The sequence below is a fragment of the Arthrobacter sp. 135MFCol5.1 genome, from assembly GCF_000374865.1.
GTDB lineage: Bacteria > Actinomycetota > Actinomycetes > Actinomycetales > Micrococcaceae > Arthrobacter.
The window spans coordinates 1-22851 of the sequence record NZ_KB895454.1; the positions used below are offsets into that span (position 1 = coordinate 1).

23 protein-coding genes and 1 pseudogene are annotated in these 22851 nt (G+C 65.0%); 10 read left to right on the top strand and 14 right to left on the bottom strand.

Features of this window, described 5'->3' with window-relative positions; translation table 11 throughout:
- A pseudogene (locus C563_RS20920) lies at positions 1–269 on the bottom strand (L-talarate/galactarate dehydratase); the annotation flags it as partial.
- 184 nt (positions 270–453) lie between these two features.
- Positions 454–1518, bottom strand: a complete 1065-nt coding sequence (locus C563_RS22070; RefSeq protein WP_081624117.1) for a neutral zinc metallopeptidase — start codon at positions 1516–1518, stop codon at positions 454–456.
- Positions 1519–1978: 460 nt separating this feature from the next.
- On the opposite strand from C563_RS22070, the gene C563_RS20930 reads away from it, so the two are divergent.
- A complete protein-coding gene (locus C563_RS20930) occupies positions 1979–2563 on the top strand; it encodes an NADPH-dependent FMN reductase (protein ID WP_018761173.1) in 585 nt (194 codons plus the stop codon).
- A gap of 121 nt (positions 2564–2684) precedes the next feature.
- Here C563_RS20930 and C563_RS0106225 read toward each other — a convergent pair whose 3' ends face one another.
- Both C563_RS0106225 and C563_RS0106230 read right to left on the bottom strand, forming a co-directional pair.
- A complete protein-coding gene (locus tag C563_RS0106225) occupies positions 2685–2885 on the bottom strand; it encodes a hypothetical protein (protein ID WP_018761174.1) in 201 nt (66 codons plus the stop codon).
- A 182-nt stretch (positions 2886–3067) separates the two neighbouring features.
- Positions 3068–3469 (bottom strand): VOC family protein, encoded by a 402-nt coding sequence (locus C563_RS0106230; RefSeq protein ID WP_018761175.1) that lies wholly within the window; start codon positions 3467–3469, stop codon positions 3068–3070.
- Positions 3470–3642: 173 nt separating this feature from the next.
- Between C563_RS0106230 and C563_RS0106235 the strand changes: the two genes are divergently transcribed.
- From C563_RS0106235 to C563_RS0106245, 3 genes are all read left to right on the top strand, one after another.
- Positions 3643–4365, top strand: a complete 723-nt coding sequence (locus C563_RS0106235) for an HNH endonuclease family protein (protein WP_018761176.1) — start codon at positions 3643–3645, stop codon at positions 4363–4365.
- 138 nt (positions 4366–4503) lie between these two features.
- Positions 4504–4947, top strand: a complete 444-nt coding sequence (locus C563_RS0106240; RefSeq protein WP_018761177.1) for a hypothetical protein — start codon at positions 4504–4506, stop codon at positions 4945–4947.
- Positions 4944–5252 (top strand): winged helix-turn-helix domain-containing protein, encoded by a 309-nt coding sequence (locus C563_RS0106245; protein WP_018761178.1) that lies wholly within the window; start codon positions 4944–4946, stop codon positions 5250–5252. Before C563_RS0106240 ends, C563_RS0106245 begins: the two co-directional genes overlap by 4 nt.
- Before the next feature lie 168 nt (positions 5253–5420).
- Here the strand turns inward: C563_RS0106245 and C563_RS0106250 are convergent, their stop codons facing one another.
- Entirely contained in the window at positions 5421–6806 is a 1386-nt protein-coding gene (locus C563_RS0106250) for an MBL fold metallo-hydrolase RNA specificity domain-containing protein (protein WP_018761179.1), read from the bottom strand.
- Between the two features lie 177 nt (positions 6807–6983).
- The gene (locus tag C563_RS0106255) at positions 6984–7700 is read right to left on the bottom strand and encodes a FadR/GntR family transcriptional regulator (RefSeq protein WP_109044676.1); all 717 of its coding nucleotides are present in this window, start codon (positions 7698–7700) and stop codon (positions 6984–6986) included.
- Between the two features lie 157 nt (positions 7701–7857).
- Between C563_RS0106255 and C563_RS0106260 the strand changes: the two genes are divergently transcribed.
- Positions 7858–9264: a GntT/GntP/DsdX family permease gene (locus C563_RS0106260; protein WP_018761181.1), complete on the top strand. Its 1407-nt coding sequence runs from the start codon at positions 7858–7860 to the stop codon at positions 9262–9264.
- Positions 9261–9875, top strand: a complete 615-nt coding sequence (locus tag C563_RS20935) for a gluconokinase (protein WP_043423874.1) — start codon at positions 9261–9263, stop codon at positions 9873–9875. The genes C563_RS0106260 and C563_RS20935 overlap by 4 nt, the downstream gene beginning before the upstream one ends.
- 177 nt (positions 9876–10052) lie before the next feature.
- Here C563_RS20935 and C563_RS20940 read toward each other — a convergent pair whose 3' ends face one another.
- Both C563_RS20940 and C563_RS0106275 read right to left on the bottom strand, forming a co-directional pair.
- Positions 10053–10562: a hypothetical protein gene (locus tag C563_RS20940; RefSeq protein ID WP_018761183.1), complete on the bottom strand. Its 510-nt coding sequence runs from the start codon at positions 10560–10562 to the stop codon at positions 10053–10055.
- A 189-nt stretch (positions 10563–10751) separates the two neighbouring features.
- Positions 10752–11267 (bottom strand): nucleoside kinase, encoded by a 516-nt coding sequence (locus tag C563_RS0106275; RefSeq protein WP_026264424.1) that lies wholly within the window; start codon positions 11265–11267, stop codon positions 10752–10754.
- A 55-nt stretch (positions 11268–11322) separates the two neighbouring features.
- Between C563_RS0106275 and C563_RS0106280 the strand changes: the two genes are divergently transcribed.
- Together C563_RS0106280 and C563_RS0106285 are read left to right on the top strand one after the other, a co-directional pair.
- Positions 11323–12075, top strand: coding sequence for a lytic transglycosylase domain-containing protein (locus C563_RS0106280; RefSeq protein WP_018761185.1), 753 nt, complete (start codon positions 11323–11325; stop codon positions 12073–12075).
- Between the two features lie 73 nt (positions 12076–12148).
- Positions 12149–12685, top strand: coding sequence for a GNAT family N-acetyltransferase (locus C563_RS0106285; protein WP_018761186.1), 537 nt, complete (start codon positions 12149–12151; stop codon positions 12683–12685).
- A gap of 46 nt (positions 12686–12731) precedes the next feature.
- Here C563_RS0106285 and C563_RS0106290 read toward each other — a convergent pair whose 3' ends face one another.
- The 6 genes from C563_RS0106290 to C563_RS0106315 are packed head-to-tail and all read right to left on the bottom strand — an operon-like array spanning position 12732 to position 19474.
- Entirely contained in the window at positions 12732–14504 is a 1773-nt protein-coding gene (locus C563_RS0106290) for a glycoside hydrolase family 35 protein (protein ID WP_018761187.1), read from the bottom strand.
- A 10-nt stretch (positions 14505–14514) separates the two neighbouring features.
- Positions 14515–15249: a DUF624 domain-containing protein gene (locus C563_RS0106295; protein WP_018761188.1), complete on the bottom strand. Its 735-nt coding sequence runs from the start codon at positions 15247–15249 to the stop codon at positions 14515–14517.
- Positions 15246–16181 carry a carbohydrate ABC transporter permease gene (locus C563_RS0106300; protein WP_018761189.1) on the bottom strand — a complete coding sequence of 312 codons (936 nt, stop codon included), beginning with the start codon at positions 16179–16181 and terminating at the stop codon, positions 15246–15248. The genes C563_RS0106295 and C563_RS0106300 overlap by 4 nt, the downstream gene beginning before the upstream one ends.
- The gene (locus C563_RS0106305) at positions 16181–17119 is read right to left on the bottom strand and encodes a carbohydrate ABC transporter permease (protein ID WP_018761190.1); all 939 of its coding nucleotides are present in this window, start codon (positions 17117–17119) and stop codon (positions 16181–16183) included. The genes C563_RS0106300 and C563_RS0106305 overlap by 1 nt, the downstream gene beginning before the upstream one ends.
- A 9-nt stretch (positions 17120–17128) precedes the next feature.
- The gene (locus C563_RS0106310) at positions 17129–18409 is read right to left on the bottom strand and encodes an ABC transporter substrate-binding protein (protein ID WP_018761191.1); all 1281 of its coding nucleotides are present in this window, start codon (positions 18407–18409) and stop codon (positions 17129–17131) included.
- Between the two features lie 51 nt (positions 18410–18460).
- Positions 18461–19474, bottom strand: coding sequence for a hydroxyacid dehydrogenase (locus C563_RS0106315; RefSeq protein ID WP_018761192.1), 1014 nt, complete (start codon positions 19472–19474; stop codon positions 18461–18463).
- A gap of 160 nt (positions 19475–19634) precedes the next feature.
- On the opposite strand from C563_RS0106315, the gene C563_RS0106320 reads away from it, so the two are divergent.
- The gene (locus C563_RS0106320) at positions 19635–21644 is read left to right on the top strand and encodes a heparinase II/III family protein (protein ID WP_155845117.1); all 2010 of its coding nucleotides are present in this window, start codon (positions 19635–19637) and stop codon (positions 21642–21644) included.
- Positions 21641–22786, top strand: coding sequence for a LacI family DNA-binding transcriptional regulator (locus C563_RS0106325; RefSeq protein ID WP_026264426.1), 1146 nt, complete (start codon positions 21641–21643; stop codon positions 22784–22786). The genes C563_RS0106320 and C563_RS0106325 overlap by 4 nt, the downstream gene beginning before the upstream one ends.
- The last annotated feature ends 65 nt before the right edge of the window (positions 22787–22851 follow it).

Consider the following 22851-nt stretch of genomic DNA (forward strand, 5'->3'; position numbering starts at 1 on the left):
ATCCTGGCGATGTCGTTGGGGTCCTCGCCGATCAGGCCCTCGGCGACCTCTTTGGCGTGGGCGTACTGTGCCGGTCCGCCGGCCCGTTTGGAGTAGCTGAAGCCGATGCCCGAATGCCCGAGTTCGGTGGTGATCTCGGCGAACAGGAAGACCACCTCGGTCATGGGCTTCTGCCGGCCGGTGAAGACTTTGGCGTCGCTGATGGGGACAGTGAGCGGCAGGCGTGCGGTGGACAGCTTGACGTGCCGGATCAGATCGACAGTACTCATTGATACTCCTGGGAAAGGGGGCAACGTTACCCCGCTCACATATAATACAAGCTGAAAACTTGTATTACAAGATGCGCCGTCACTCCAGTCCCAGGCTCTGACGATCTACTGGGTTCCACTGGGGGACCGGATCCTCCCAGGCCAGGCACCCTCGACGACACGGTGGCGAGCAGCCGAGGGGCCCCTATTTCCAGTAGGTGGAGATGCAGGCGAGGGGATCGCCCGATTTCGTCTCCGCCGTGCCGTTGTAGCCGGTCAAGAGCGCCGCCTTCCGTTCGTCTGCCGAGCCGTGCGGGGCCGTTCCGCCGGGGAGTGTGTCGCCAATGGACTCCAGGCCGGCAATGGCTTCTTCGTAGTCACCTGGCTCCAGCAGCCCTTCGTAATAGGCGGTGGCCATCCAATTGCCTGCGAAGCAGTCGGCTATGAGTTCAATGTTTTTTCCTTGCGGTGCGGCCGATATTGGCGATTCCGGATGCAATTTGTTGTAACCCAGCTGGATCGCATTCTGAACGTGGTGGCCGAACTCGTGGGCCACAAGGATGGCGGCAGCAAAGTCACCCTTGGTCTTGCTGTTGCGTTCGAAGACGTCCCCTGTCCACATCTTCTGGAAGGTCGTGACGGGGAGAATAATTGTCCCGTCATGTTGGCTGTCGCTGTCCTTGGGGCAGTAATAAGAGTTCGGATGATCACTGGTGAGGGGCACGGTGAAGCATTTGCTCGTGGTTGTCGTATTTGGCTCGATGAGGATGAAGTATACGGACGGTTGAGGCAGGCCAACTGAAGGGAACCACTTCGCCCATTGGTTTCCTACATCGTCCATAACGAAATTCAGGTACTGCTCCACGGTGTACGAGTAGTCGCTACCCGGGATGACCTGGCTTTGCGGAGGCGCAGCACCGAGCGGTGCATCACCCAATGGGTCGCTCTCGATGCAATGGCCCGGGTTAAGCCTGTCGGTGCTTGAGCAACTGACAGTTACCGTGGCGGTTGGCGGTTGAGCCGTGGGGGTGACGGTTTGCCTTTGCGCTGTAGGGGTGGCGGCCGGCGTGGGAGTTTCAAATTGCGGTTGGGCCGTGATGGTCGCTGGGATCGTTGCAGAATCCGTTGTGGGAGCGGCAGAGGTTGCTGGGCCGGCGGGTGGCCCTTGGTTGGCAGGTGTGGCGGGCTGCGAACTGCAGCCGGATATGACCAGGGCAAAAAATGCGGTCATCGAGAGAAACTTTGCGATTTTGCGGGGGAGCGAATTCATTGTTGCCTCCTGGCAATTAATGACGAGCTGAATTCGGTGGGGAGCCCCTGCACTCCCTGCAGCGGGTGGGAAAACCTGGATATTGGGGCCATGACAGGCCGCGTTTGGGTCCGCCAATTCTAAGGATCATTTAGCGCGTATAGCTATTGTCCTGCCTCCCTAATCTGTTTTGGGGGAGCTAACTGGAGATCTCCGTACAATTCCGGGTTTGACACGCGGGCGGAGTCCTGACAGGCGCCGATACCTACAACAGCCCTGTCTCGAAGCATCAGCCCATCGGGAATGAACACCGCCTGGCGCTTCTCGGGCACGCCGAAGACGGCCGTCTCTCCAGGGCGCCGTCGGCGGTGGCATCCGAGGGAGGGTTCACCACTTGGCCGGCGCGGTGGTAACCGTGATGAAATAACGGCATCCGCGCCGGCGTTTCTTCAATGAGTGGGAGTACGGCCAGGAGGCGCCAATGACCAGGATCCAGGTCATCATGGGAACAACCAGGACGGGCCGCTTCAGCGAACGTGTCGCCCCTTGGGTGCAGCAGCGGCTGCGGGAGCACGGGTTGGACGTGGAACTGCTGGATCTCCGCGACTATCCGCTGCCGTTCTTCGACCAAAAACCGCCGTCCGTCACCGGGCGTGACTACCCAACCGAGGCAATCGCGGCGCTGGGCCGCAAACTTGATGAAGCGGACGGGTTCGTCATCATGAGTGGTGAATACAACCACGGCTACCCCGCAGTGTTGAAGAACGCCATCGATCACACCTTCATCGAGTGGCAGCGCAAACCTGTTGGCTTCGTCGGCTGGGGCGGCGTAGGGGGAGCCCGGGTGATCGAACAACTCCGACTGGTGGCCGTGGAACTTGACATGGCAGCCATCCGCCAGGCCGTGCACATCCTGCCTGACGTCATACGCCCGGCACTGAAATCCAAAGACCCTGCTGACTTCAGCGTCTTCGAGCCTATCGAGCCCCGGCTCAAAGCTCTCGCCGAAGGGCTCAAGTGGTGGGCCGAAACCCTCGCCAAAGGCCGCGCCATCGACTACGAATGACGGGCTTGCCGCACCCGTGACACGGGTCGTCGTCGGTGACGACGACATGCCTGGGCACCAGAACCGCCGCCTTCGAGACCGCCTGGTTAAAGCGCAAACCCCGCATGTCTACCTACCGGGTTTATTTGCCGCGTTCTGTGAACTCATCATCGAGTTCGTAGTGGCGGAATTCCGTTTCGGGATCCGATTCGCCCGTAGTGACGATTTCATGATCGAGCTGTCGCTGGATCCTGCTGTCCAGTACCTGAACATCGTTATCGGTCATCACTTCCAGATCCTCCGGGAAGTCGTCGTCCGGGGTGAGGCGCAGCTTGTCCGTCATCTCTTGGCCATCCTTCAGGTACTGTCCCGATTAATCGTGTGTGGATCAGTGTACTGGGGCCTGGCCGCAGGGCGCGCGGGTGTCCAGAGCGTCTCGACCCACCGGCCTGCGGTGGAACTCCCGGACCGACATCCGCGGCGTCGATCTGCTGACGACGAGGCGAGGTCACAGGTGTGCGTGCTTCAGGGTGCCGTCTCATAGCCGATGAGCCAGTGGAGCCCGTGGCGGTCGATGACCTGGCCGTCCGCCGCGCCCCATGGCTTCGGGCCAAGGGGATCGACCACCCTGCCGCCCAAGGCGAGCTTGTCGAACCACTGGTGAAGAACGGCAGGTACGGCGGTTCCCAGCAGCGAGAGCATCAGCCCCTCAGATTGGACAGCATTCTCGCCGGTGGCCGCGTCCGCCCCGGCCACGGCGACCGGGCCTGAGAGGACGCCGTGGGCTATGGCATCCGGTGGTCCGTCATTCCGGCTGAACTCCCGGTACGTGAACAAGGAGAGTTCGCCGCCGAAAACGTCCGCGTAGAAACCAAGTGCTTCACGCGCCGTGCCGGGGAACATGACATAGATTTGCGGCGCCGTCATGGCCCACAGCGTACACGGCGTTTCTTGCCCAGGGGAGCGAGAACACGGTGTCTGGGCGGATGTTGCCGGGGGACCGCGGGTCCGACGAGTGTGGCAGGCACCACGGGCGCCGTTGCGCGCGGCAGCGGTGGTTCGAAGCTAGCGTGGAATGACCCCCAGCGATCCAGAGGACCATGAAAACCGCCCTTCTGCCTTCCAAAGCCCTAACGGCCGCCGTTGTCTTGCTGCTGGGTGGGTCATTAGCAGGATGTGACGCCACAGCCCACGCCTTCGACGACGGCCAGCCTGGCCCAGGCATCGCTTCAGGAGCAACTGGGCATGCCGAAGCTTCCGTTGACGCCGCGAGAGCTCTCGCCCAACTGGAAACCATCCAAGTAAAAGGTCGGGCGCCCAAGACCGGCTATACCCGCGATGAGTTCGGGCCGGCGTGGGCGGACGTCGACCACAACGGTTGTGATACCCGCAATGACATTCTTGGGCGTGATCTCCTGGACAAGACTTTCAAGCCCGGCACCAATGGCTGTGTCGTTGCCAGCGGCACCTTGGCCGACAAGTACACCGGCACGAGGATCGGCTTCGTCCGCGGCCAGGACACGAGTTCCAGGGTCCAGATCGACCATATCGTTCCACTCAGTGATGCATGGCAGAAAGGTGCACAGCAGCTCAGTGAAGAGCGGCGCAAGGAATTCGCCAACGACCCGCTTAACCTCATGGCTGCGGACGGACCGACCAACGCCGCCAAGGGTGACAGCGACGCGGCAACGTGGCTGCCGCCGAACAAAGCCTTCCGTTGCGACTACGTCGCCCGCCAGACTACCGTCAAGGCCAAGTACAGCCTCTGGGTCACTCCGGCCGAGCATGATTCCATCGCCCGCACCCTTAAGGGCTGCAATTAGAGGAGGTGCCTGCGTCGCCCGTCCTCTGATTCCTGGTTAGAGCCCGCATATGAGCTGCGAACGCCCAATGGAAAGTAGTTGCCAATTTGGAAACTACTTGTTTAGATGGACAGACATTCAACTGAGCGAGGAGTTTCCGTGACAAACCATCCAACCCCGGAGCAAGCCCGTGAGCAGCTCTCTGCCGTCCAGGCCCGCAGCATCACCTCAGAGCGGGACCGTTCGGTCCACGCCCTGGCAACGGCTGTGTTCGGTGCTACCACGGCCTTTTACATGGCGAGTCAGAATATCCTCGCCGGCGGCATGGCCCATGCCGTGAAGACCGTTGCCTTCATTGCCTTGTGGCTGCTCGTTGCCTGGTGGATCGAACGGGCAGCGAAAACGGTCCCTCGAAGGGCGAGGTTGTGGTCAAGGACAGGCATTGCAGGATCCTTCGTCCTGTCCTTGATCGCCGTTCTGCCCTGGCTCAACCATGCGTCCCAATCCGCCGACAACACGTGGCCCATGGTCGCTCTGGGCGCCGTCCTCGCCGCCGCCCCAGCCTTGGCGGCCGCTGCAGCTATCCGTTGGATCTCCAGGTGAGCAGTGCCGGCCAGCATGCCCGGCACAGGCTGGATGAGCACATTCACGCACCCGTCCGGTTCAGTATCGTTGCCGCCTTGGCGCAGGTCGACGAAGCCGAGTTCGCCCACGTCCGCGACACGATCGAGGTGACGGCCCCGGTGCTCTCCAAGCAGGCTGCCCAACTCGAAGCTGTCGGCTACATCAAAATCCGAAAAGGCTACGTCGGAAAACGCCCGCGGACCTGGCTCTCCCTCACGCCTGCCGGGCGGACTGCCTACCAGCACCACCTCGAAGCGCTCCGGTCCATCGCCGCCGGACTGTAGGGGCCCCTGCCTGGTACGCGACAGTGCGGGACGGTCAAGCAGGCACCGGAGAATCGAACGCCGAGGCCAACCGGCCGCCGGCCCCCCAAACGAATGAGTGTGTGGAGTGGCCGGCTGCGCGCGTCTGCCACGGAGCTAACCAGCACGGCGGACGTGGCAGGCCGGGTGTCAGCGGGGGTTTTCGATCGAAACAGTCTCCTGGTGTTCAGGAACGCGGACTTTCCAGCCAAGTTGACGCTTGATTCGGACACGGAGAGCGTCAGCGGCGTCCGGCTCCCCGTGCGTGATGTAGGTCATGTCTGGTGCCTGCGGGGCTGCCTGCATCCATTGGAGCAATTCATTGGAGTCCGCGTGCGCGGAGAGGCCTTCCATCTGGATGACTTCTGCTTCGATGTGGACATCCTGCCCGTAGATGCGGAGGTGTTTTCCACCTGCGGCGAGTGCTGCGCCGCGCGTGCCTCCGGCCTGGTATCCGCTAAGGATGATGGCATTGCGCTTGTCTGGGCCGTAGGCAGCGAGGTGGTGCAGGATCCGGCCGCCCGTGAGCATGCCGCTGGCGGAGATGATGATCATGGGTCCGCCGCGGAGGTTGAGCAGTTTCGATTCGTCCGCGCTGCGGATGGGCTTCGCGACCCTGTACATGGCTTCAAAGTCGTGCTGTGCCAGCCTGTGTTCCTCGCGGTGGCGCTGATACATACCGGAGGCGTCGATCGCCATCGGGCTGTTGAGGTATATGGGGATGGCGGGAATCGCATGCCGGGCCAGGAGGCGGGAGAGGTACAGCAGGACGGTCTCGGCCCGGCCGACGGCGAACGCGGCGACCATGATGACTCCATGTCGCTTGGCCACGCGGCTGATGATTTCGCCGAGTTCAGCTTCCGGGTTTCCTCCTGGGTGTGTCCGATTGCCGTACGTGGATTCCGTGACAAGGACGTTAGTGGTCCCAAGGTCTCGAGGCGGGTACATCAGGGGGTCGTTCCTGCGTCCCAGATCGCCGGTGAAATGCACGGTGTGGCCTGCGAGTGCGAGGTGTACCTGTGCTGCCCCAAGGATATGCCCGGCCGGAAGGAATGTTGCCTCGATGCCCCCTGGCAGCAGGAAAGGGGAGTCGAAGGTCCGGGTTTGAAAACTGTCCAGCGACCGGACGGCGTCTTCAGCGGTATAGAGGGGCATGGGCGGATGGTGCGTTGACGATTCGGTGCGGTCCGCATACCGGGCCTCCTCCTCCTGGAGATAACCGCTGTCCGGGAGCAGGAGGGAACACAGTTCCGCGGTACCGGGTGTCGAGTAAACAGGACCGCGAAAACCATCGCGTACCAAGGCGGGGATGTACCCGCTGTGATCCAAATGGGCATGGGTGAGGACCACCGCATCGACACTCGCCGGGCTGACCAGCAACGGAGTGCGGTTTCGATCACGGAGGACCTTATAGCCTTGGAAAAGTCCGCACTCAACAAGGATCCGGTGATTTTCCGAACGGACCAAGTATCGGGAACCTGTCACCGTGTCCGTAGCGCCCAGGAACTGCAGCGCTGGTGGATGTTGCCCGCTCATACGTGCTCCTGATCCGCCTGGCTGGGTGACTCAACCCTGCGCTCGACTCGTTGGCCGTAAAGGGCCACGCAGGGCCCGCCGTCCTTTCAGTAGATACCTGACCTGTGGGCGCCGACAGGGCCTAACGCCCCTGCCTCCGGGGAGGGAATCCTGGGTTCATGCCTGTACTCCGGATCCCTATCCCAAAATTGCGTCCATTTCCCGGCCCGCGATGTCCACGATGCGTTGCATGGCCGCATGTGCCGCCGCGGGTTCGCTGGCGACAACGGCCCGTGCGACTTCGAGGTGCAGGCGCAGCGGCTCTGGTTCGGGCCGGTCGGGCATCAGCCCGTGGTGGGTCCGGCCGGTCAGGACCTCTCCGATCGCCGATTCCAGGTTGAGCAGCATCTCGTTGCCGGACGCTTTGAGGATCAACGCGTGGAATTGGATGTCCAGGGGAAGAAAGGCTTCGAGGTCGCCGGCTTCGGCCGTGACTTCAAGTCCTGCCGCGAGTTCAAGCAGCAGGCGGCCGTCCTCCGCCGCTATCCGCGTGGCAGCGAGTTTTGCGGCCAGCGGTTCGACGGCGGAGCGGAGCTCAGTCAGTGACCGAAGCTGGGCTGCCCTGCCTGAACCATTCAGCCGCCACCTGACCACGAGCGGATCGAAAACGTTCCATTCGGATTGGGGGCGGATGGATACGCCCACGCTGCGGCGGGAGGTCACCATTCCCAGCGTTTCCAGGACGCGCAGGCCTTCGCGGAGCACGGATCGCGTGACGTCGTACTGCTGCTCCATGTCTTCGGAGCGGAGCACCAGTCCGGTGGCCAGCTTGCCGGACGTAATGTCACTCCCGAGCCGCTCGACGATCGCAGAATGCCTGCTGACGTGCCGGGCGGTCCCTGGTTGATCAGTCATCGCAGCGTCCCCCTTTGGGCCGGAGGCGCACGTCAATTTGCTGGCAGCGCCGCCGGGTTCCATAAATCGTATTTAGTGTGTACGGTGATCCACAGCATATTTGGCGGTCCGGTCAAAAACAAACAGATCCCGGTTCCGCCCCAACCCAAGGAAACCCATGACACCCCTCCTCCTTCCTGCGGCAGCGCAGCCCTGGAACGGCCACGACACCCAACTCGTGGTGGTCGCCGCGATCGGCATCGCCCTCATCGTGCTGCTGATCGTCAAATTCAAGCTTCATCCCTTCCTGTCACTGGTGCTCGGCTCGGCCTTTGTCGGGCTGGCGTCAGGCGTCGGCTTGGACAAGGTCATCAGCAACTTCGAAGACGGCGTGGGCAACACCCTGAAGGAAGTGGGCCTGCTGATTGCCCTGGGCGCGATGCTGGGCAAACTGCTTGCCGATTCCGGCGGGGCAAACCGCGTGGTGGACACGTTGCTTGGCAAGGTCTCCCCGAAGCTCCTGCCGTGGGCCATGGCCCTGGTGGCGGTGATCATCGGTCTGCCGATGTTCTTCGAGATCGGCCTGGTGCTCCTGTTGCCGGTCATCGTGCTGGTCGCCCAGCGGTCCGGCGGAAAGTTGATGCGCGTCGCCATTCCAGCCCTTGCCGGCCTCTCCGTGCTCCACGGACTGGTCCCGCCGCACCCCGGCCCCCTGGTTGCCATTTCCAGCCTGAACGCCCCGCTCGGCATCACACTTGCCCTCGGCCTCCTGATCGCCATCCCCACCGTCATTATCTGCGGACCGCTTTTCGCGATCTACGCCGCCCGCTGGGTCCCCGTCGACGCACCGAAGCTGGCCGGCGGTATCGACACCGAACACACGCAGGCGGACCCGGACGCCAAACGCCAGCCGACCTTCCTCGTCACCCTGCTGACCATCGTCTTCCCTGTCGTGCTCATGCTCCTCAAGGCCATCGTTGACATCATTTCCCCGGACGCCAAGAACCCCAGCGCGGCACGCGTGTTCTTCGACTTCATCGGTGAACCGCTCGTCGCCATGACCCTCGCCGTGCTCCTGGCCCTGGTGACCTTCGGCTACGCCGTCGGCTTCTCCGGCAACAAGATCGGCGGCAAGATCGGTGCCTCCGTGGGACCGATCGCCGCGGTGATCCTCATCGTCGGCGCCGGCGGCGGGTTCAAGCAGACACTGATCGGCGCCGGCGTCGGAGACGCCGTCGCGAAATGGGCCACCGGCGCGAACATCTCGGTGCTGGTCCTCGGGTTCCTCATCGCCGTGGCCATGCGGCTGGCCACGGGTTCGGCCACGGTGGCAACCGTCACGGCGGCCGGCATCGTCGCCCCATTGGCCACGTCCCTTTCCCCGGCGCACGCAGGCCTGTTGGCACTCGCGGTGGGTGCAGGATCGCTGTTCCTCTCCCACGTCAACGACGCCGGATTCTGGCTGGTCAAGGAACTCTTCGGCCTGACCGTGGGCCAGACCTTCAAGACCTGGTCAGTGATGGAGACGCTGATCTCGCTCGTCGGCTTCGGCCTGGTGATGCTTCTTTCCGTGGTGATTCCATGACGCAGGATCCAGTGCCCGCACCAGGGCAGGACCAACAGCCCGTCCTCGTCATCATGGGTGTCTCAGGTTCCGGCAAGTCCACGGTGGCAGGCATCCTCGCCGGCCAGCTTGGTTGGGACCTTGAGGAGGGCGACGATCTCCATTCACCTGAGAACATCGAAAAGATGGCGTCCGGCATCCCGCTGACCGATGACGACCGTTGGCCGTGGCTGGACACGATCGCCTCATGGATCATCGAACACACCATGGCCGGGATACCAGGCATCATTACCTGCTCAGCGTTGAAGAAGATCTACCGTGACCGCCTCCGTGAGAAGAACGTCGTCTTTGTGCATCTGTCTGGCTCCAAGGAACAGATCGCACGGCGCCTGACGAGCCGCATGGACCACTACATGCCGGCCACCCTGCTGGATTCACAGATCGCCACCCTGGAACCTCCGGGACCGGAGGAAAATACCGTCGTCATCGACGTGGGCCGCACTCCCGCAGAGGAAGCAGCCGAAATCGTCCGCCGTTTGGGCCTTTCCCCTGCCGCAGGCTCCTCGGCCCTCGGCCACCCCAGGCCGGGCACGTCATCCGCCGGCACGTCCGCTGCCGGAAGCGACGGCTAGGGCCACCTCAGGAGTGGCCACAAAATGCAGCGCGCCAATGGCGCGCTGCATTTTTCTTTGCCCGGAATCGATCCGCCGCATTTCGAGTAGTTTCCTATCGCGTTCTCGGGGTACATCTTCACGCCGCATCTCGTGACGGTGCACCTGTTGAAGGCCCGGGTGTTTCAGTGCTCCCGGTCAGCAGTCGTCGACAATCTTGCCGAGGACACCGCCGATGGCGCCGCCGACGGCCGCGCCGCCCGGCCCCCCGAAGTATCCTCCGATGATGGCTCCCGCCCCGGCCAGGGTCCCTTGCCAGTTGCCGCCTGATTTCTTGTAGACGACTGTGGTCTGTCCACCGGAACTGGTTGGCACGTAGGAGCCCATGGCGCCGGATGCATAGGACAGCGCCACGGGGGTGGCGTTGCCGCGGACCAGGAGCTCTTCGTACGCCTTCTTGACCTCGGTGTGGGCCGCGGCAGCGTCGTGTTTGCCGCCCGTGACGGCGTATCCCAGTTCGCAGATGCGCGTCAGCACGGGCAGCTCCGATTCGGTGACGAACTGAAGCTCAAGGAGTTTGTTGAGGACGATCTTGTCGGCCCTGAGACGGTCGCCGCCTGCCTCGGCCATGATCCTCTTGACTTCCCTCCCCGCGGCGCTTTGCATCTCGCTGACGCCGATCCCAAGGAGAGGTTCGAAAGTGGTCATTGGAACGCCTTTCTGCTGGATGGTGTGTACGCGGGCACCCGCGTTCTCGCAGTTTGCTCCCGCCGCGCGCTCGATGGAAGACCGCACTTAAAGTCCCCGGCGCCGGACCAGGGTGACTTCCCGGCGGGCACCGCGGCCCCGGGACCGGCCGCCTCAATGGGCCGCCCTGGACTGGCACCGCGGGGAGGTTCAGGCTCTGCCCGTCGCCTGGACCTGCCGCAGGATCTCGTCCACCACGTCATGGAGCGGCGCGGTGGCGTCGATGGCGATGCCGCCAGGCGGGATGTCCTCCCGTGTCCTGTGCAGCTGCTCAATCAGTGCCCGCTCCGCCGGCCGCCCACCCCATTCCTCATCGGGGCGCCCGTCAAGCCGCCGTTTCAGCGTCTCCAGGTCCACCTCCAAGACGAAGACGCCGTCAAACAGGTGGATGAACTTTCCGAGGTTTCTTGAACCTCCGCAGAAAAAGGTCACCGCCTCACTCCGGTCCGAGGCGAGGGCTTCCACGTCGCCCACCCGCCAGAGGTGGTGATGATGCGCAGCGGCGCCGCTGATGCCCGCCTGTGGTTCGCCGGTTTCCGGATCACCCTGGTAGGCCAGCTCCCGGTCGCCATTGATGGCTTGGAAGCCGCGCCGCCGCAATTCGTTGCATACGGCGGTCTTTCCGGTCCCTGAACCACCTTCCACCAGGTAATTCCCTCTGCCCATGCCTGATGGTACCCAGCCGTCAACCGGCTGCGGCCGGAAATGGTTTGATTGGTCAGTGCTCCGTTTCAAACGCTACCTGGTTCTCTGCCTCTTCCTGGTGGGCGTTATGACCGCGTTCTCGTTCTGGGCCATCGGGCAGCGGGGCGCGGACGCACACGGGGCCTTTTCGCCGCCGCCCCGGGCGGCCGTAAAGATGGATGCGTTGTCCGCCGGCATGACGACGGCGGTGAAGGTGACCAGGGCCCCGGACGGTGGGTGGCTCGCGCAGGCGGCCGCGCAGACCGGGATCCCCGCTACCGTGCTGCGGGTGTATGTTGCCGCAGCTGCTGCTGCCAACGATTCCAATCCTGGCTGCGGGATCGGCTGGAACACGGTGGCGGCCGTGGGCTTCGTCGAATCGGCGCACGGAACTTACGGCGGCGGGAGCCTGGACAAGGACGGTCACGCAACGGGCCCCATTGTGGGCCCAAGCCTCAACGGCGCCGGCTTCGCCGCCATCCCTGACACGGACGGCGGTGCCCTGGATGGTGACGCCCGCTGGGACCATGCCGTTGGACCGATGCAGTTCATCCCTTCCACCTGGAAGATGGCGGGCCTGGACGGAAACGGCGACGGCCTGGCGGATCCGTTCAACCTGGACGACGCCGCCCTCACCGCCGCGACGTACCTGTGCGGCCACGGCCGCGACCTGACCACAGCGCAGGGGTGGACTAATGCCATCTACTCGTACAACCAGTCAGATGCCTACGTCCGGCAGGTGCGCGCCCAGGCCACTGCCTATGCCGCGAAGACGGGCACGGCCGAGTAGCACACAATTAGGGGCGTGGTTAGACACCTGCCAGGGCAATCCGCCACACCCGCACGGCAGGTAGTCTGGGCGCGTGGACTTCTCCTGCGAACTCGCCAACGGCATCGTGCTCCGTCCCGTCCACCTGTCTGACGCCGCGCCGCTGGCCGCCGCGTTCCAGGCCAACCGCGCTTACCTCGCACCGTGGGAACCGGTCAGGCCCGAGGAGTTCTACACGGTCCAGGGCCAGCATGACGTCCTCACCCGGCGGCTGAAGGACCTCGACGACGGCACCGCACTCCCGATGGTCCTCGTGGCGGACAAGGCAGTGGTCGGCCTGCTGACCCTGAGCTCGATCGTCCGCGGCGCCTTCCAAAACGCCCACGTGGGTTACTGGACCGCACAGGACGCCCAAGGGGGAGGGCTCATGACGTCGGCGCTGGCCGCGGCGATGATCATTGCCAAGGCCCAACTCGGCCTGCACCGCCTCGAGGCGGCCACGCTCCTGCACAACACGGCATCGCAACGGGTGCTGGAGAAGAACGGCTTCGAGGCGTACGGCACCGCCCGGGCCTACCTGCGGATCGCCGGCCAGTGGCAGGACCACCGCATGTACCAGCGCATCCTTTAAGAGCGCCGGACCGCGGCAGCCGCTGCCGCTTTGAGACGCGGGGAGCCTACTTTTCGTCCAGCCCAAGGTCCGGGCCGGACACGAACTGCGCTGCGCGGGTGGCGCTGCCTTGCAGTTCGAGAATGGCGAGTTCGTTGCTGCCGGCCCGGATCAGGGGCCCTGGCACGTAGAGAGTGCGCTGCGGCCCGCGGCTCCAGTAACGGCCCAGGTTGAAGCCGTTGATGAAGGCGTTGCCCTTGGTCCATCCGTCCAGCCGCAAATACCGGTCGCCGGGAGCGTCGGCCGTGAAGGTGGCGAAGGAGACGGAAGGTCCGGCCACGCCGCCGGAGCCGTGCGGCGCACCGCCCCCGGAACCGGGCAGCGGCACTGCAGCGGCCCGGAAAGCCGCAAGGGACGAAAGGTCCACACGCCGGATGGTCCAGTCCGCAAGCTCAACGCCATTCAGCCGCGCCGGCCCGATCAGGCCCTTGGCTTCGCCGATCCGTGGCCCGTAGTTGACCCGGCCCTGGTCTCCGACCAGGATCTGCAGTTTCCCACCTGACGGCAGGACGATGGTGCGCTCGCCGAGTTCGCGGGCCAGGACACCCGCCGGGATGCCGTCCAGGAAGAACTGGGCGCGGTCTCGCACGTCGCTGAAGGTGAGGACTCCGGCGTCGGGCATGTGCCGTTCGTAGAGGACGAACCCCCGGTACTGGCCGGTGGCCTCGCCCGGTGGCACGGGGCCGGGGACCGCTGCGGCGGGCAGGGCGCCGGCAACGTCCAGCAGCGCGGCGCTCAACCCCACAACCACCGCCGCCTCGGCAGCGGCCGGGCGCCGCGAAGGGACCTCCGGAGGAACGGGGAAATGTTTGGCTATGACCTCGCGGAACGCAAAGTACTTGTCGGTGGGGTATCCGTCCTCGGACAGCGGGGCGTCATAGTCGTAGGAGGTGATGGTGGGTTCGTAGATGCCTTTGTCGTTCGCGCCGTTGGTGAATCCGAAGTTCGTGCCGCCGTGGAACATGTAGATATTCACCGACGCCCCGGCGGACAGCAAGGTGTCCAGCTCGGCGGCGGACGCGGCGGCGTCCGTGGTGTGGTGGTGCGTTCCCCAGGTGTCGAACCAGCCGTTCCAGAACTCTGCACACATGAGCGGGCCGTCCGCCTGCCGTTCCCGCAGGAACGCAAGCCGCTCGGCGGCGCGGGAACCAAAAGTGCCGGTCTTGTGCAGCCCTGGCAGTGAGCCGTCCTCGATCATGGTCCCGAACGGCTGGTCGCAGGTAAACAGGGGAACGTCCACGCCTGCCCGCCTTGCGACCTCCACCAGGTGTTGCAGGTACGGCTTGTCCGAGCCGTAGGCGCCATACTCGTTCTCGATCTGGAACAGGATGACCGGCCCGCCGCGGGTGGCCTGCCGCTCCACCACGATGGGCAGCAGGTTATCCATGAAACCATCCACCGCCGCCAGGTAACGGGGTTCGCTGCTGCGGATACCGATGGAGGGATCGGTGAAGAGCCACGCCGGCAGTCCGCCGTTGTCCCATTCCGCGCAGACATACGGCCCCGGCCGCACGATGGCCCGCATTCCTTCCGCGTCTACCAGGTCCAGGAACCGGGCAAGGTCCAGGCCGCCGCCGGTCCGGAACACTCCGGGAGTGGGGGAGTGCTCGTTCCACGGCACGTACGTTTCGATGGTGTTCAGGCCCATCAGCCGCGCCTTGCGGATCCGGTCTGCCCAAAGGTCCGGGTGGACGCGGAAGTAGTGGATGCCGCCGGAGAGGATGCGGAACGGCTCCCCGTCCAGCAGGAAGTCGCGTCTGCCGATGGCAAAGGTGTGCACGGAGGGAATCCTAGGAAGTACGCAGGACGGAAGAGTAGGCATAGGCGGCGTTGCTCCAAGCCACAAACAGCAGCGGTGCCGGTGCCAGGGCCACGCCCAGGACCGGTTGCAGCACGGCCGCGGAGGCAATGATCCCCAGCAGCACCAGCATGGCCAGGCTCAGGTACCAGCGCTGGACGGACAGGTAGAGGGACGCCTTGAGCAGGCTTATCAGCCCCTTGCCGGGAAGGAGTACGACGCCGGCAATCGCCATCACGGCCACGCTCACGGTCATCGCGGCGGCCACCACGATCACGGGCACCAGGAGTGCGGCGGCCGGCATGGACTGCACGATCGCCAGGTCCACGCCAAGGAAGAGCAGTACCGCCACGGCCGCGGCTCCGAGCAGGGCCGCCCGACGGAAACCGCGCCGGTAGCCCCGCAGGAAGGAGGCCACCGGCTTGGCCGCGGCGCCGTCGTCGTGCAATGCCTGGAAGGAGGCGAAGAGTCCGGCGAGCGACGGCGGAACGGTGACGCACAGCGCCAGGAAGAAAGGCCATGCCGCGGCCGGATCCGCCACCAGGGCAAGGCACAGCACCAGCGGGGCGTTGGCGAGCGCCACGAGCACATTACCGGCCAGGAAGGTGTAGATGAAGCCGAAGATGCTGCCGAACGCGTCGAACCCGGGGCCGGGGATGCGCCCGGCCAGGCCGCGCCGCGGGGGCCCACCCGGCCGGGACGTGTGGTCCTGCGCCACGGAGGTCATCCCTTCATCCCGCTCGTGGCGATGCCCTGGATGAAGTACCGCTGCCCGATGAGGAAGATGGCCAGGATGGGGATCACCGAGATGACGGACCCGGTCATGATCATGGCGTACTCGGCGTCGAACTGGCCCACGAAGGAACGCAGCCCCAGCTGAACGGTCCAGAGCCGGTTGGAGGTGAGGTAGATGAACGGGCCCATGTAGTCGTTCCACGTGTTCACGAACGTCAGCAGTGCCAGGCTGGCCAGCGCCGGCTTGGACAGCGGCAGGATCACCCGGGCCCAGATCCCGTATTCGCTCAAGCCATCTATCCGGGCGGCTTCGCACAGTTCATCAGGGATGGTCATGTAGTACTGCCGCATCAGGAAAACACCGAATGCGCCGAACGCCTGGAGCAGGATCAGGGCGTTGAAGCTGTTGGTCAGGCCCAGGTTCTGCATCATGATGTACTGCGGCACCATGTAGGCCTGCCAGGGCACGGCGATGGTGCCGATGTAGCAGAGGAACAGGACGTCCCGGCCCGGGAAACGGACCTTGGAGAAGCCGTAAGCTGCCAGCGATCCGGTGAGCACCTGCAGGCAGGTGATGATCACGGCCAGGTACAGCGAGTTCTGCAGGTACCCCATCATGGGGATCCGGGTCCAGATGTCCGTGTAGTTGCTCCACACGAACTCGCTGGGAATCCACTGGATGGGCACCGTGAGGACCTGGTTGTTTTCCTTCAGCGAGGAGGAGACCATCCAGATGAACGGCACCATGAGCGCCACCACCAGCACGGCCAGCACGGCGTAGATGACAAGGTCTGTGGTGCGTTTTTTCTGCTCCCGCGGTGAACGGCGGCGTTCGGTGCGGCGGTCCTCTTCGGCGGTGTTCGGGGGAAGCCCGATTCCCAGGAGCCGGGACTCGGCCTTGAGGTCTTCGGCCATGTTGGTCATCAGCGTTCCCTCCGCTGTTGGATCTTGAACTGCAGGACGGTGACCGTCAGCACGATCAGGAACAGCACGAGCGAGATCGCGGACGAGTAGCCGAACTTCCCCTCGCCGATGCCCTCCTGGTAGATGAGCTGGGACAGGACCGTGGTGGAGCGGCCGGGACCGCCGTTGGTCATCACCACGATGAGGTCGAAGACCTTGAAACTGGAAACCGTCAGCATGACCACCACGAAGAACGTGGTGGGCCGCAGGGACGGAATGGTGACGTTCCAGAACCGCTGCCAGGCGCTGGCGCCGTCAACCTCCGCTGCCTCGTAAAGTTCCGAGGGGATGGCCTGCAGGCCCGCCAGGTACAGCACCATGTAATAGCCCATGTCCCGCCAGACGCTGGTGATGATGACGGCGGGAAGTGCCCAGTCCGAGCTGGAGGTCCAGCCCGGCGCGTTGGCGATGCCGATCGCGTGCAGGAACTGGTTGATGGGTCCGTTGTCCGGGCTGAAGAGCATGTTCCAGACGACGGCGACGGCCACCAGGGAGGTGATGTACGGGAAGAAGATGGCCACCCGGAAGAAGCCGATGCCTTTGAGCTTGCGGTTCAGCAGCATGGCCAGCAGCAGGGCCAGGGCCATGGTCAGCGGCACGTGCCCGATCGCGTAGACCACGGTGTTCCGCAGGGCCACCCAGAAGGAGTCGCTGGCCAGCATCCGCTGGAAGTTCGCCAGTCCCACCCACTTGGGGGCACTGAAGGAGGTCCATTCCATAAAGGAAAGGGCGAATGCGGCCAGCACCGGGATGAGCGTGAAGGCCAGGAATCCCAGGAAGTTCGGCAGGATGAACGTCCAGCCGATCAGGGTGTTGCGCCGCGCCTGTTTCCGGTTGCCCCGGCCGGGAGCCGGGGCTGCAGCGGGCGCGGCGGCCGGGGTGATGGTTTTGGTTGTCATGGCTGCCTGTTACTGGCCCAGGACTTCGCTCTTGACACGCTTGCCCATCTCGGCTATTCCGTCGGCAACCGACTTCTCACCGACCATGATGAGGTCGTGCTCCTGGTTCAGGATCTTGTCCGTGGCCGCGGACTTGTCGCTGACCGGCATCTCCAGGGCGGTGCTGTCCGGCGCGAATGCCTTCTTGGACAGGGTATCGGTGGGCATGCCGTCGAGCTTGAAGTAGGCGTCCGTCACGGCGTCGTCCTGGAGGGCCGGGACCACGCCCACCTTGGAGATGGCCTTGGCTCCTTCTTCGCCGGCGGCCCACTCGATGAACTTCCTGGCCTCGTCGGAGTGGGTGGCGTTCTTGTTCACGGCGAAGGCGGTGGGGGAGCCGAAGGTGGTGGTTTTGCCGTTCGAGTCCTTCTGCGGCATGGGTGCAAGGCCCCAGTTGACGTTGGCCTTGCCGTCCTTCTTGGCCTGCAGCAGGCCGGCGATGTACCAGGTGCCCATGGGCATCATGGCGGCCTGGCCGCTTTCGAACATGGTCCTGTAACTGGTCTTCTGGCTCTTGGCCGTTGCGTAGTCCAGGGAGGCGCCGCTCTTCTGCAGGTCAAGGGCCATGGTGTATTGGTCCTTGAAGTAGCTGTAGTCGCCGCTGTTCTGGTCCTTGCCGTTCTGGGCCGCGGAGATGGCTTCCACCACCGAGCGCCAGATGTGCTGGTAGGTACCGTAGACCTTCTTGCCGTCGGGGGCGGTGCCGCTGAGTTTCTTGGCGATCTCGGCGTACTTGTCCCAGGTCAGGTCCTTGGGGTCGTCGATGCCGGCCGCCTTGAAGAGGTCCTTGTTGTAGTAGAGCAGCCAGAAGTCCTGGCGGTACGGGGCTGCGTAGTACTTGCCGTTGATGTTGAATGCGTCAAGGGTTGCCAGCTTGTCCTTGCCCACGGCGTCCACCACGTTGTTGATTTCCTGGAGCTGGCCGTTGTTCGCGTAGCGGGCATAGTCGATGACGTTCTTCATGGTCAGGACGTCGGTGGTGTCGCCGCCGGCCAGCATGGTGGTGACTTTCTGCGGGTAGTCGTCGGCCAGGATGTCAACGGGTTCGATGTGGACGTTGGGGTGGCTGGCTTCGTAGCCGTCGAAGAGGGCCTTGAATTCCGGTGTCCCTGCGTAGTTCCACACGGATACCGTCAACGTGGTCTTTCCGTCCTGGGCCTGCGGTGCCGTGCCTGCGGCCCCGGCGCATCCGGACAGGCCGAGCCCTGCGGTGACGGCCAGCGCCATGGCGGTGAAAGTCCTGCGCTTCATTGCGTTCTCCTTTGAGGTTTTGGTTGTGTGCCGTGTGCGGCGTGAGGTAGTTCAGGCGCTGAGGGAGAGGTCTGCTGAGACCACTTGCGCCGCGAGTTGCTGCCCGGTCAGGTAGCGTTCAAGGTCGTTCAGTGCTGCATCGGACATCCGCCGGGTTTCCGTTCCCAGGGAGCCTGCGATGTGCGGAGTGATCTCCACGTTGGGAAGGTCGTAGAGAATCGAGTCCGCCGGGAGCGGCTCGGGTTCGGTGACATCCAACAAGGCCTGGATCCGGCCCGTGGCGCACTCGGCTTCGAGGGCCTTGGTGTCCACCAGTGAACCCCGCGCGGTGTTGATCAGTGTTGCGTGGTCCTTCATGGCCTGCAGCTCGGCGGACCCGATCATGTGCCGGGTCTCCGGGAGGGCCGGGGCGTGGACCGTGACGATGTCCGAGGACTCCAGCAGCTCCTGCAGGGACACCAGTTTCCCGCCGGCGGCCGCCACCGCCGCGGAGTCCGCATGGGGGTCGCTGACCAGGCAGGTCACGTCCTGCAGCTGCTGGACCAGCCGGACCACCCGGCGGCCGATGCGGGAGAACCCGATCACGCCGATCACCCGGCCGATGTTGCCCAACTCCCCGCGTGACGTGGCATAGCCCCAGTCCTCGCGGTGGATGCGTGCGTCGTTCGCGAGCACGTGGGCCTTCTTGCCGGCCAGCACGATCGAAGCGAAAGTGAACTCGGCTACCGGGATGGCGTTTGCGTCGGCGCCGTTCGTCACCACGATGCCGCGTTTCCACAGCTCCGGAGTGACGAAGCTGCGAACTGTACCGGCACAATGGAACACCGCACGCAGGTTGGGCATCCGTGCCAGGGCAGGCGCGTCGAGGCGGGGCACCCCCCAGCTGGTCAGCAGGATTTCGACGTCGGCCAGGTGGCCGGTGATCGCCGGGTTGTCCAGGGAATCGGTCCACGGCGCTTCGCCCAGGTCCACCAGGCCCGCCAGCCGGTCGAGCCGCAGGGAATCGAACTGGTCGGCAAATGTTCCCTGGTTCATGACCAGCAGGGCCTTGGGTTTACGCGACATTCGGGCCTCCTTTCTTCATTGGTTGGAGAGCGGATCGGGCCGCTGTTCATGTCTTGCATCACATCTAACAATCAGTACATACTCATGAACAAGACAGAACAACCAAGATGATCTAGATCACCCTTAAACGATCATGATCGAACAACAGAATCGATTTTTGATGCCTGTTACGTTAATTCCCGGCGCGGCAACGCCGCCCGGCACCCCCCTTGCATCGGCGTGGGGGACGCACGCCCGGCCGGATGAGCTGCTGCGCGCCCTCGAGGGCGCGGAGGCCCGTATCACCGTCCGCCCGTCGGGCGATCGAGCCTGGCGCGCTGTGTCCGGAACCAGCCTGGCGGCGCTGCAGCATCAGGCGGTCCTGGAACACGGAACCCCTTGGCCGCAGCCGCTGGTCTCCCACTACGCGCGCTACTTCCGTGACGGCAACCGCACCGCCTACGAGGATCTGGTGGCTGCCAGGCAGCAGAGACTCACCCGAGCCGTGGTGATGGCCCTGACCGCTGCCGACGGTGATGAAGCTGACGGGTGGCTTGACGATGTTGTGGACGGCGCCTACCTCCTCTGCGAGCAAAGCTCCTGGTCCTGGGCGGCACACGACGACGTTTTCCGCTGCTCCGGGGACGTGGTTCCGGACCGGGGGCGGCCGTTCCTCGACCTGGGCGCCGGCGAGGTGGCCGCCCAGCTGGCCTGGCTTGACCACGTCCTCGGTGCCCGCTTGGACAGCCGGGCGCCCGGCCTGCGGAAGCGCCTGCGCGAGGAAGTCCACCAACGCGTGATCCAGCCCTTCCTGGAACGGCTCGACTGGCACTGGCTGGGCCTGGACGGTGACGTCCACAACTGGAATCCGTGGATCCATTCGAACCTCATCGTCGCGGCGCTGTTCCTGGTGGACGATTCCCGCCTGCAGGCCCGGGTCCTGGCCCGCTGCATCGAGGGGATGGACCGTTTCCTGGCCGCCATTCCGGCGGACGGCGCCATCGACGAAGGTTTTGCCTATTGGTGGAATGGGGCGGGCCGCGCCTTGGAGGGCCTGGCGCTGCTGGAGGAGGCCACCGCGGGCGTCCTCGGTGCCGGCTTGCCGGTGATCCGGGAGCTCGTTGCCTTCCCGCACCGGATGCACATCGGCGGCCCCTGGTTCCTGAATGTGGCGGACGGGCCCGCACGCGCCGCCACGGCCCTTCCGTGGGACATGCTCCACCGCTGGGCAGTGCGCCTGGGGGACGATGACGCGGCACGGCACGCGGCCTCGATGCTCGCCGGGGCGCCGGATGCGGCCGCCGGGTTGGGCCGCGTCCTGCATTCGCTGTTCCGGAGTGCGTCGGCGCCCGGGCGTACCCAAGGCGTCAATGGCGCCTTCCCGCTGGTGGCGTTCACCTACCTGCCGTCGGTCCAGATCATGGTTGCCCGGGAAACGGCAGGTTCCACCCGCGGCCTCCTCCTCGCCGCCAAGGGCGGCCACAACGGCGAGCACCACAACCACCGCGACGTCGGATCCGTGGTGGTTGCCGTGGACGGCACCCCCGTGCTGGTGGACGCCGGCCAGCCCACGTACACCGCAAAGACGTTTGGTCCGGACCGCTACGATATCCGCGCCATGCAAAGCAGCTGGCACAACGTCCCTGCCCCGTTCGGCATGGAGCAGGGAACAGGCAGCGGGTTCGCCGCCGAAGTCCTCGGGTTGCCCACGGCGGAGCAGCCACGACTCCGACTCGCCCTGGGGGCAGCCTACGGGCTGCAGCCGCACCAGTGGATCCGCACGTCCACCCTGGACCGGGCCACAGGCCGGGTCACTATTGCCGACCACTGGGACCTCCGGGCCGGCCCGCACAGTGGAGGCCCGCACGCTCCAGCACCGGACGGAGCGGCGTCCGACGTCGACATCACGTTCCTGGCCTCCGGCACCGTCCGCGTCGGTCCGGCGGGCAGCGCGGAAGTCCACCCGGCCGGTATTCCCGGCACGGACTGCGGAGGCGCCGCGGCAACCGGGCGGGGAGCCGCCTTGCGCTGGGAGCGTGGATCCGCCGTCGTCCTCGTGGATGAATGGCACCTGCAAGACCCGCTGCTGTCCGCCGTCTGGGGACCGAAACTCACCCGCCTGCGTTTCCGCGCGCCAACCCCGTCCGGCGCCCCAGGCGCATTCACCCTCACTGTGGAGGCAACACCATGAGTCATGATCCATCCGCCGGCGCGGAAGGGAAATCGTTGTTTTCCCTGCAGCGCCGGGAACGGCTCATGGAGGAGCTGCGCGCCCATGGCGCCATCACCGTCAGGGACATTGCGGCGCGGTTCGGGGTCAGTGAGCTGACCATCCGCCGCGACGTGAACACCCTGGCGGATGAAGGGCTGGTGTCCCGGGTCCACGGCGGCGCCACGCTGCCCAGCCCCCTGGACCGCACCGCGGCGGTCCGACCGGCCAACCACAGCTACTCGATCGGCATGGTGGTCCCGTCGCTGGACTACTACTGGCCGCAGGTGATCAGCGGGGCGCGTGCCGAAGCGGAAGTCCAGAACCTCCGGATCCTGGTCCGCGGCTCCGCCTACGACGCCGCAGACAACCGGCGGCAGGTCCAGGCCCTCCTGGATACCCAAAACATCGACGGACTGATCGTGGCACCGGACATGGGCGGGGAGCACGGGCAGGAGCTGCTGCGGTGGCTTAACGCGCTGCCCATCCCGGTGGTGCTGGCCGAACGCCGCTCGCCGCCCGAGGTTCCGGCGCACCGGCTCGAGTGGGTGGCCACGGACCATGCCTTTGGCGCCGGCATGGCCGTACGGCACCTGTGGCAGGAAGGGCACCGGCGGATCGGCTGCCTGACGGACTCCTCCAGCCCCACCAGCCCGCACGTCGTCCGGGGTTGGCAGCAGGCCCTCACCGCGCTCAAGATTCCAGTCCAGGGAGCCGTCCTCGAAGACTCCGTGAAACAGGTCAACGGTGACCGGGCACAGCACTTCGACCAGGTGCTGGCACTCTGCTCCGCAACCGGTACCACCGCCATCTTGGTGCATTCGGACACCCAGGCGGTCGCATTCGTCCAGCACTGCGTGGACCGTGGACTTGCCGTGCCGGGGGACATCGCTGTGGTGGGATATGACGACGAGGTGGCCTACCTCGGCGAACCCGCCATTTCAGCCGTCCGCCCGCCCAAGCAGTACGTGGGCAAGGTGGCGGTCCAGCTCGTGGCCGCCCGGCTCGCCGAGGGCCGGATGCGGCCTGTGCACCGGGTGGAACTGAATCCCGACCTGATCCTGCGTGATTCATCGGTGGGGGCGCCGCGCGCTGCCGCGGGTGCGCTGCTGGACTCGCCGTAATCACGATGCCGCTCCGCGGGCCGCCCACTGCCCGGCCCGCGGGCAACACACACCCCTAGGAATCC

What these genes read in the sequence shown, in the direction of transcription:
- C563_RS22070 (WP_081624117.1), bottom strand. Translation starts at nt 1,518, where the DNA reads ATGAATTCGCTCCCCCGCAAAATCGCAAAGTTTCTCTCGATGACCGCA.
- C563_RS20930 (WP_018761173.1), top strand. Translation starts at nt 1,979, where the DNA reads ATGACCAGGATCCAGGTCATCATGGGAACAACCAGGACGGGCCGCTTC.
- C563_RS0106225 (WP_018761174.1), bottom strand. Translation starts at nt 2,885, where the DNA reads ATGACGGACAAGCTGCGCCTCACCCCGGACGACGACTTCCCGGAGGAT.
- C563_RS0106230 (WP_018761175.1), bottom strand. Translation starts at nt 3,469, where the DNA reads ATGACGGCGCCGCAAATCTATGTCATGTTCCCCGGCACGGCGCGTGAA.
- C563_RS0106235 (WP_018761176.1), top strand. Translation starts at nt 3,643, where the DNA reads ATGAAAACCGCCCTTCTGCCTTCCAAAGCCCTAACGGCCGCCGTTGTC.
- C563_RS0106250 (WP_018761179.1), bottom strand. Translation starts at nt 6,806, where the DNA reads ATGAGCGGGCAACATCCACCAGCGCTGCAGTTCCTGGGCGCTACGGAC.
- C563_RS0106255 (WP_109044676.1), bottom strand. Translation starts at nt 7,700, where the DNA reads ATGACTGATCAACCAGGGACCGCCCGGCACGTCAGCAGGCATTCTGCG.
- C563_RS0106260 (WP_018761181.1), top strand. Translation starts at nt 7,858, where the DNA reads ATGACACCCCTCCTCCTTCCTGCGGCAGCGCAGCCCTGGAACGGCCAC.
- C563_RS20935 (WP_043423874.1), top strand. Translation starts at nt 9,261, where the DNA reads ATGACGCAGGATCCAGTGCCCGCACCAGGGCAGGACCAACAGCCCGTC.
- C563_RS20940 (WP_018761183.1), bottom strand. Translation starts at nt 10,562, where the DNA reads ATGACCACTTTCGAACCTCTCCTTGGGATCGGCGTCAGCGAGATGCAA.
- C563_RS0106275 (WP_026264424.1), bottom strand. Translation starts at nt 11,267, where the DNA reads ATGGGCAGAGGGAATTACCTGGTGGAAGGTGGTTCAGGGACCGGAAAG.
- C563_RS0106295 (WP_018761188.1), bottom strand. Translation starts at nt 15,249, where the DNA reads ATGACCTCCGTGGCGCAGGACCACACGTCCCGGCCGGGTGGGCCCCCG.
- C563_RS0106300 (WP_018761189.1), bottom strand. Translation starts at nt 16,181, where the DNA reads ATGACCAACATGGCCGAAGACCTCAAGGCCGAGTCCCGGCTCCTGGGA.
- C563_RS0106305 (WP_018761190.1), bottom strand. Translation starts at nt 17,119, where the DNA reads ATGACAACCAAAACCATCACCCCGGCCGCCGCGCCCGCTGCAGCCCCG.
- C563_RS0106310 (WP_018761191.1), bottom strand. Translation starts at nt 18,409, where the DNA reads ATGAAGCGCAGGACTTTCACCGCCATGGCGCTGGCCGTCACCGCAGGG.
- C563_RS0106315 (WP_018761192.1), bottom strand. Translation starts at nt 19,474, where the DNA reads ATGTCGCGTAAACCCAAGGCCCTGCTGGTCATGAACCAGGGAACATTT.
- C563_RS0106320 (WP_155845117.1), top strand. Translation starts at nt 19,635, where the DNA reads ATGCCTGTTACGTTAATTCCCGGCGCGGCAACGCCGCCCGGCACCCCC.
- C563_RS0106325 (WP_026264426.1), top strand. Translation starts at nt 21,641, where the DNA reads ATGAGTCATGATCCATCCGCCGGCGCGGAAGGGAAATCGTTGTTTTCC.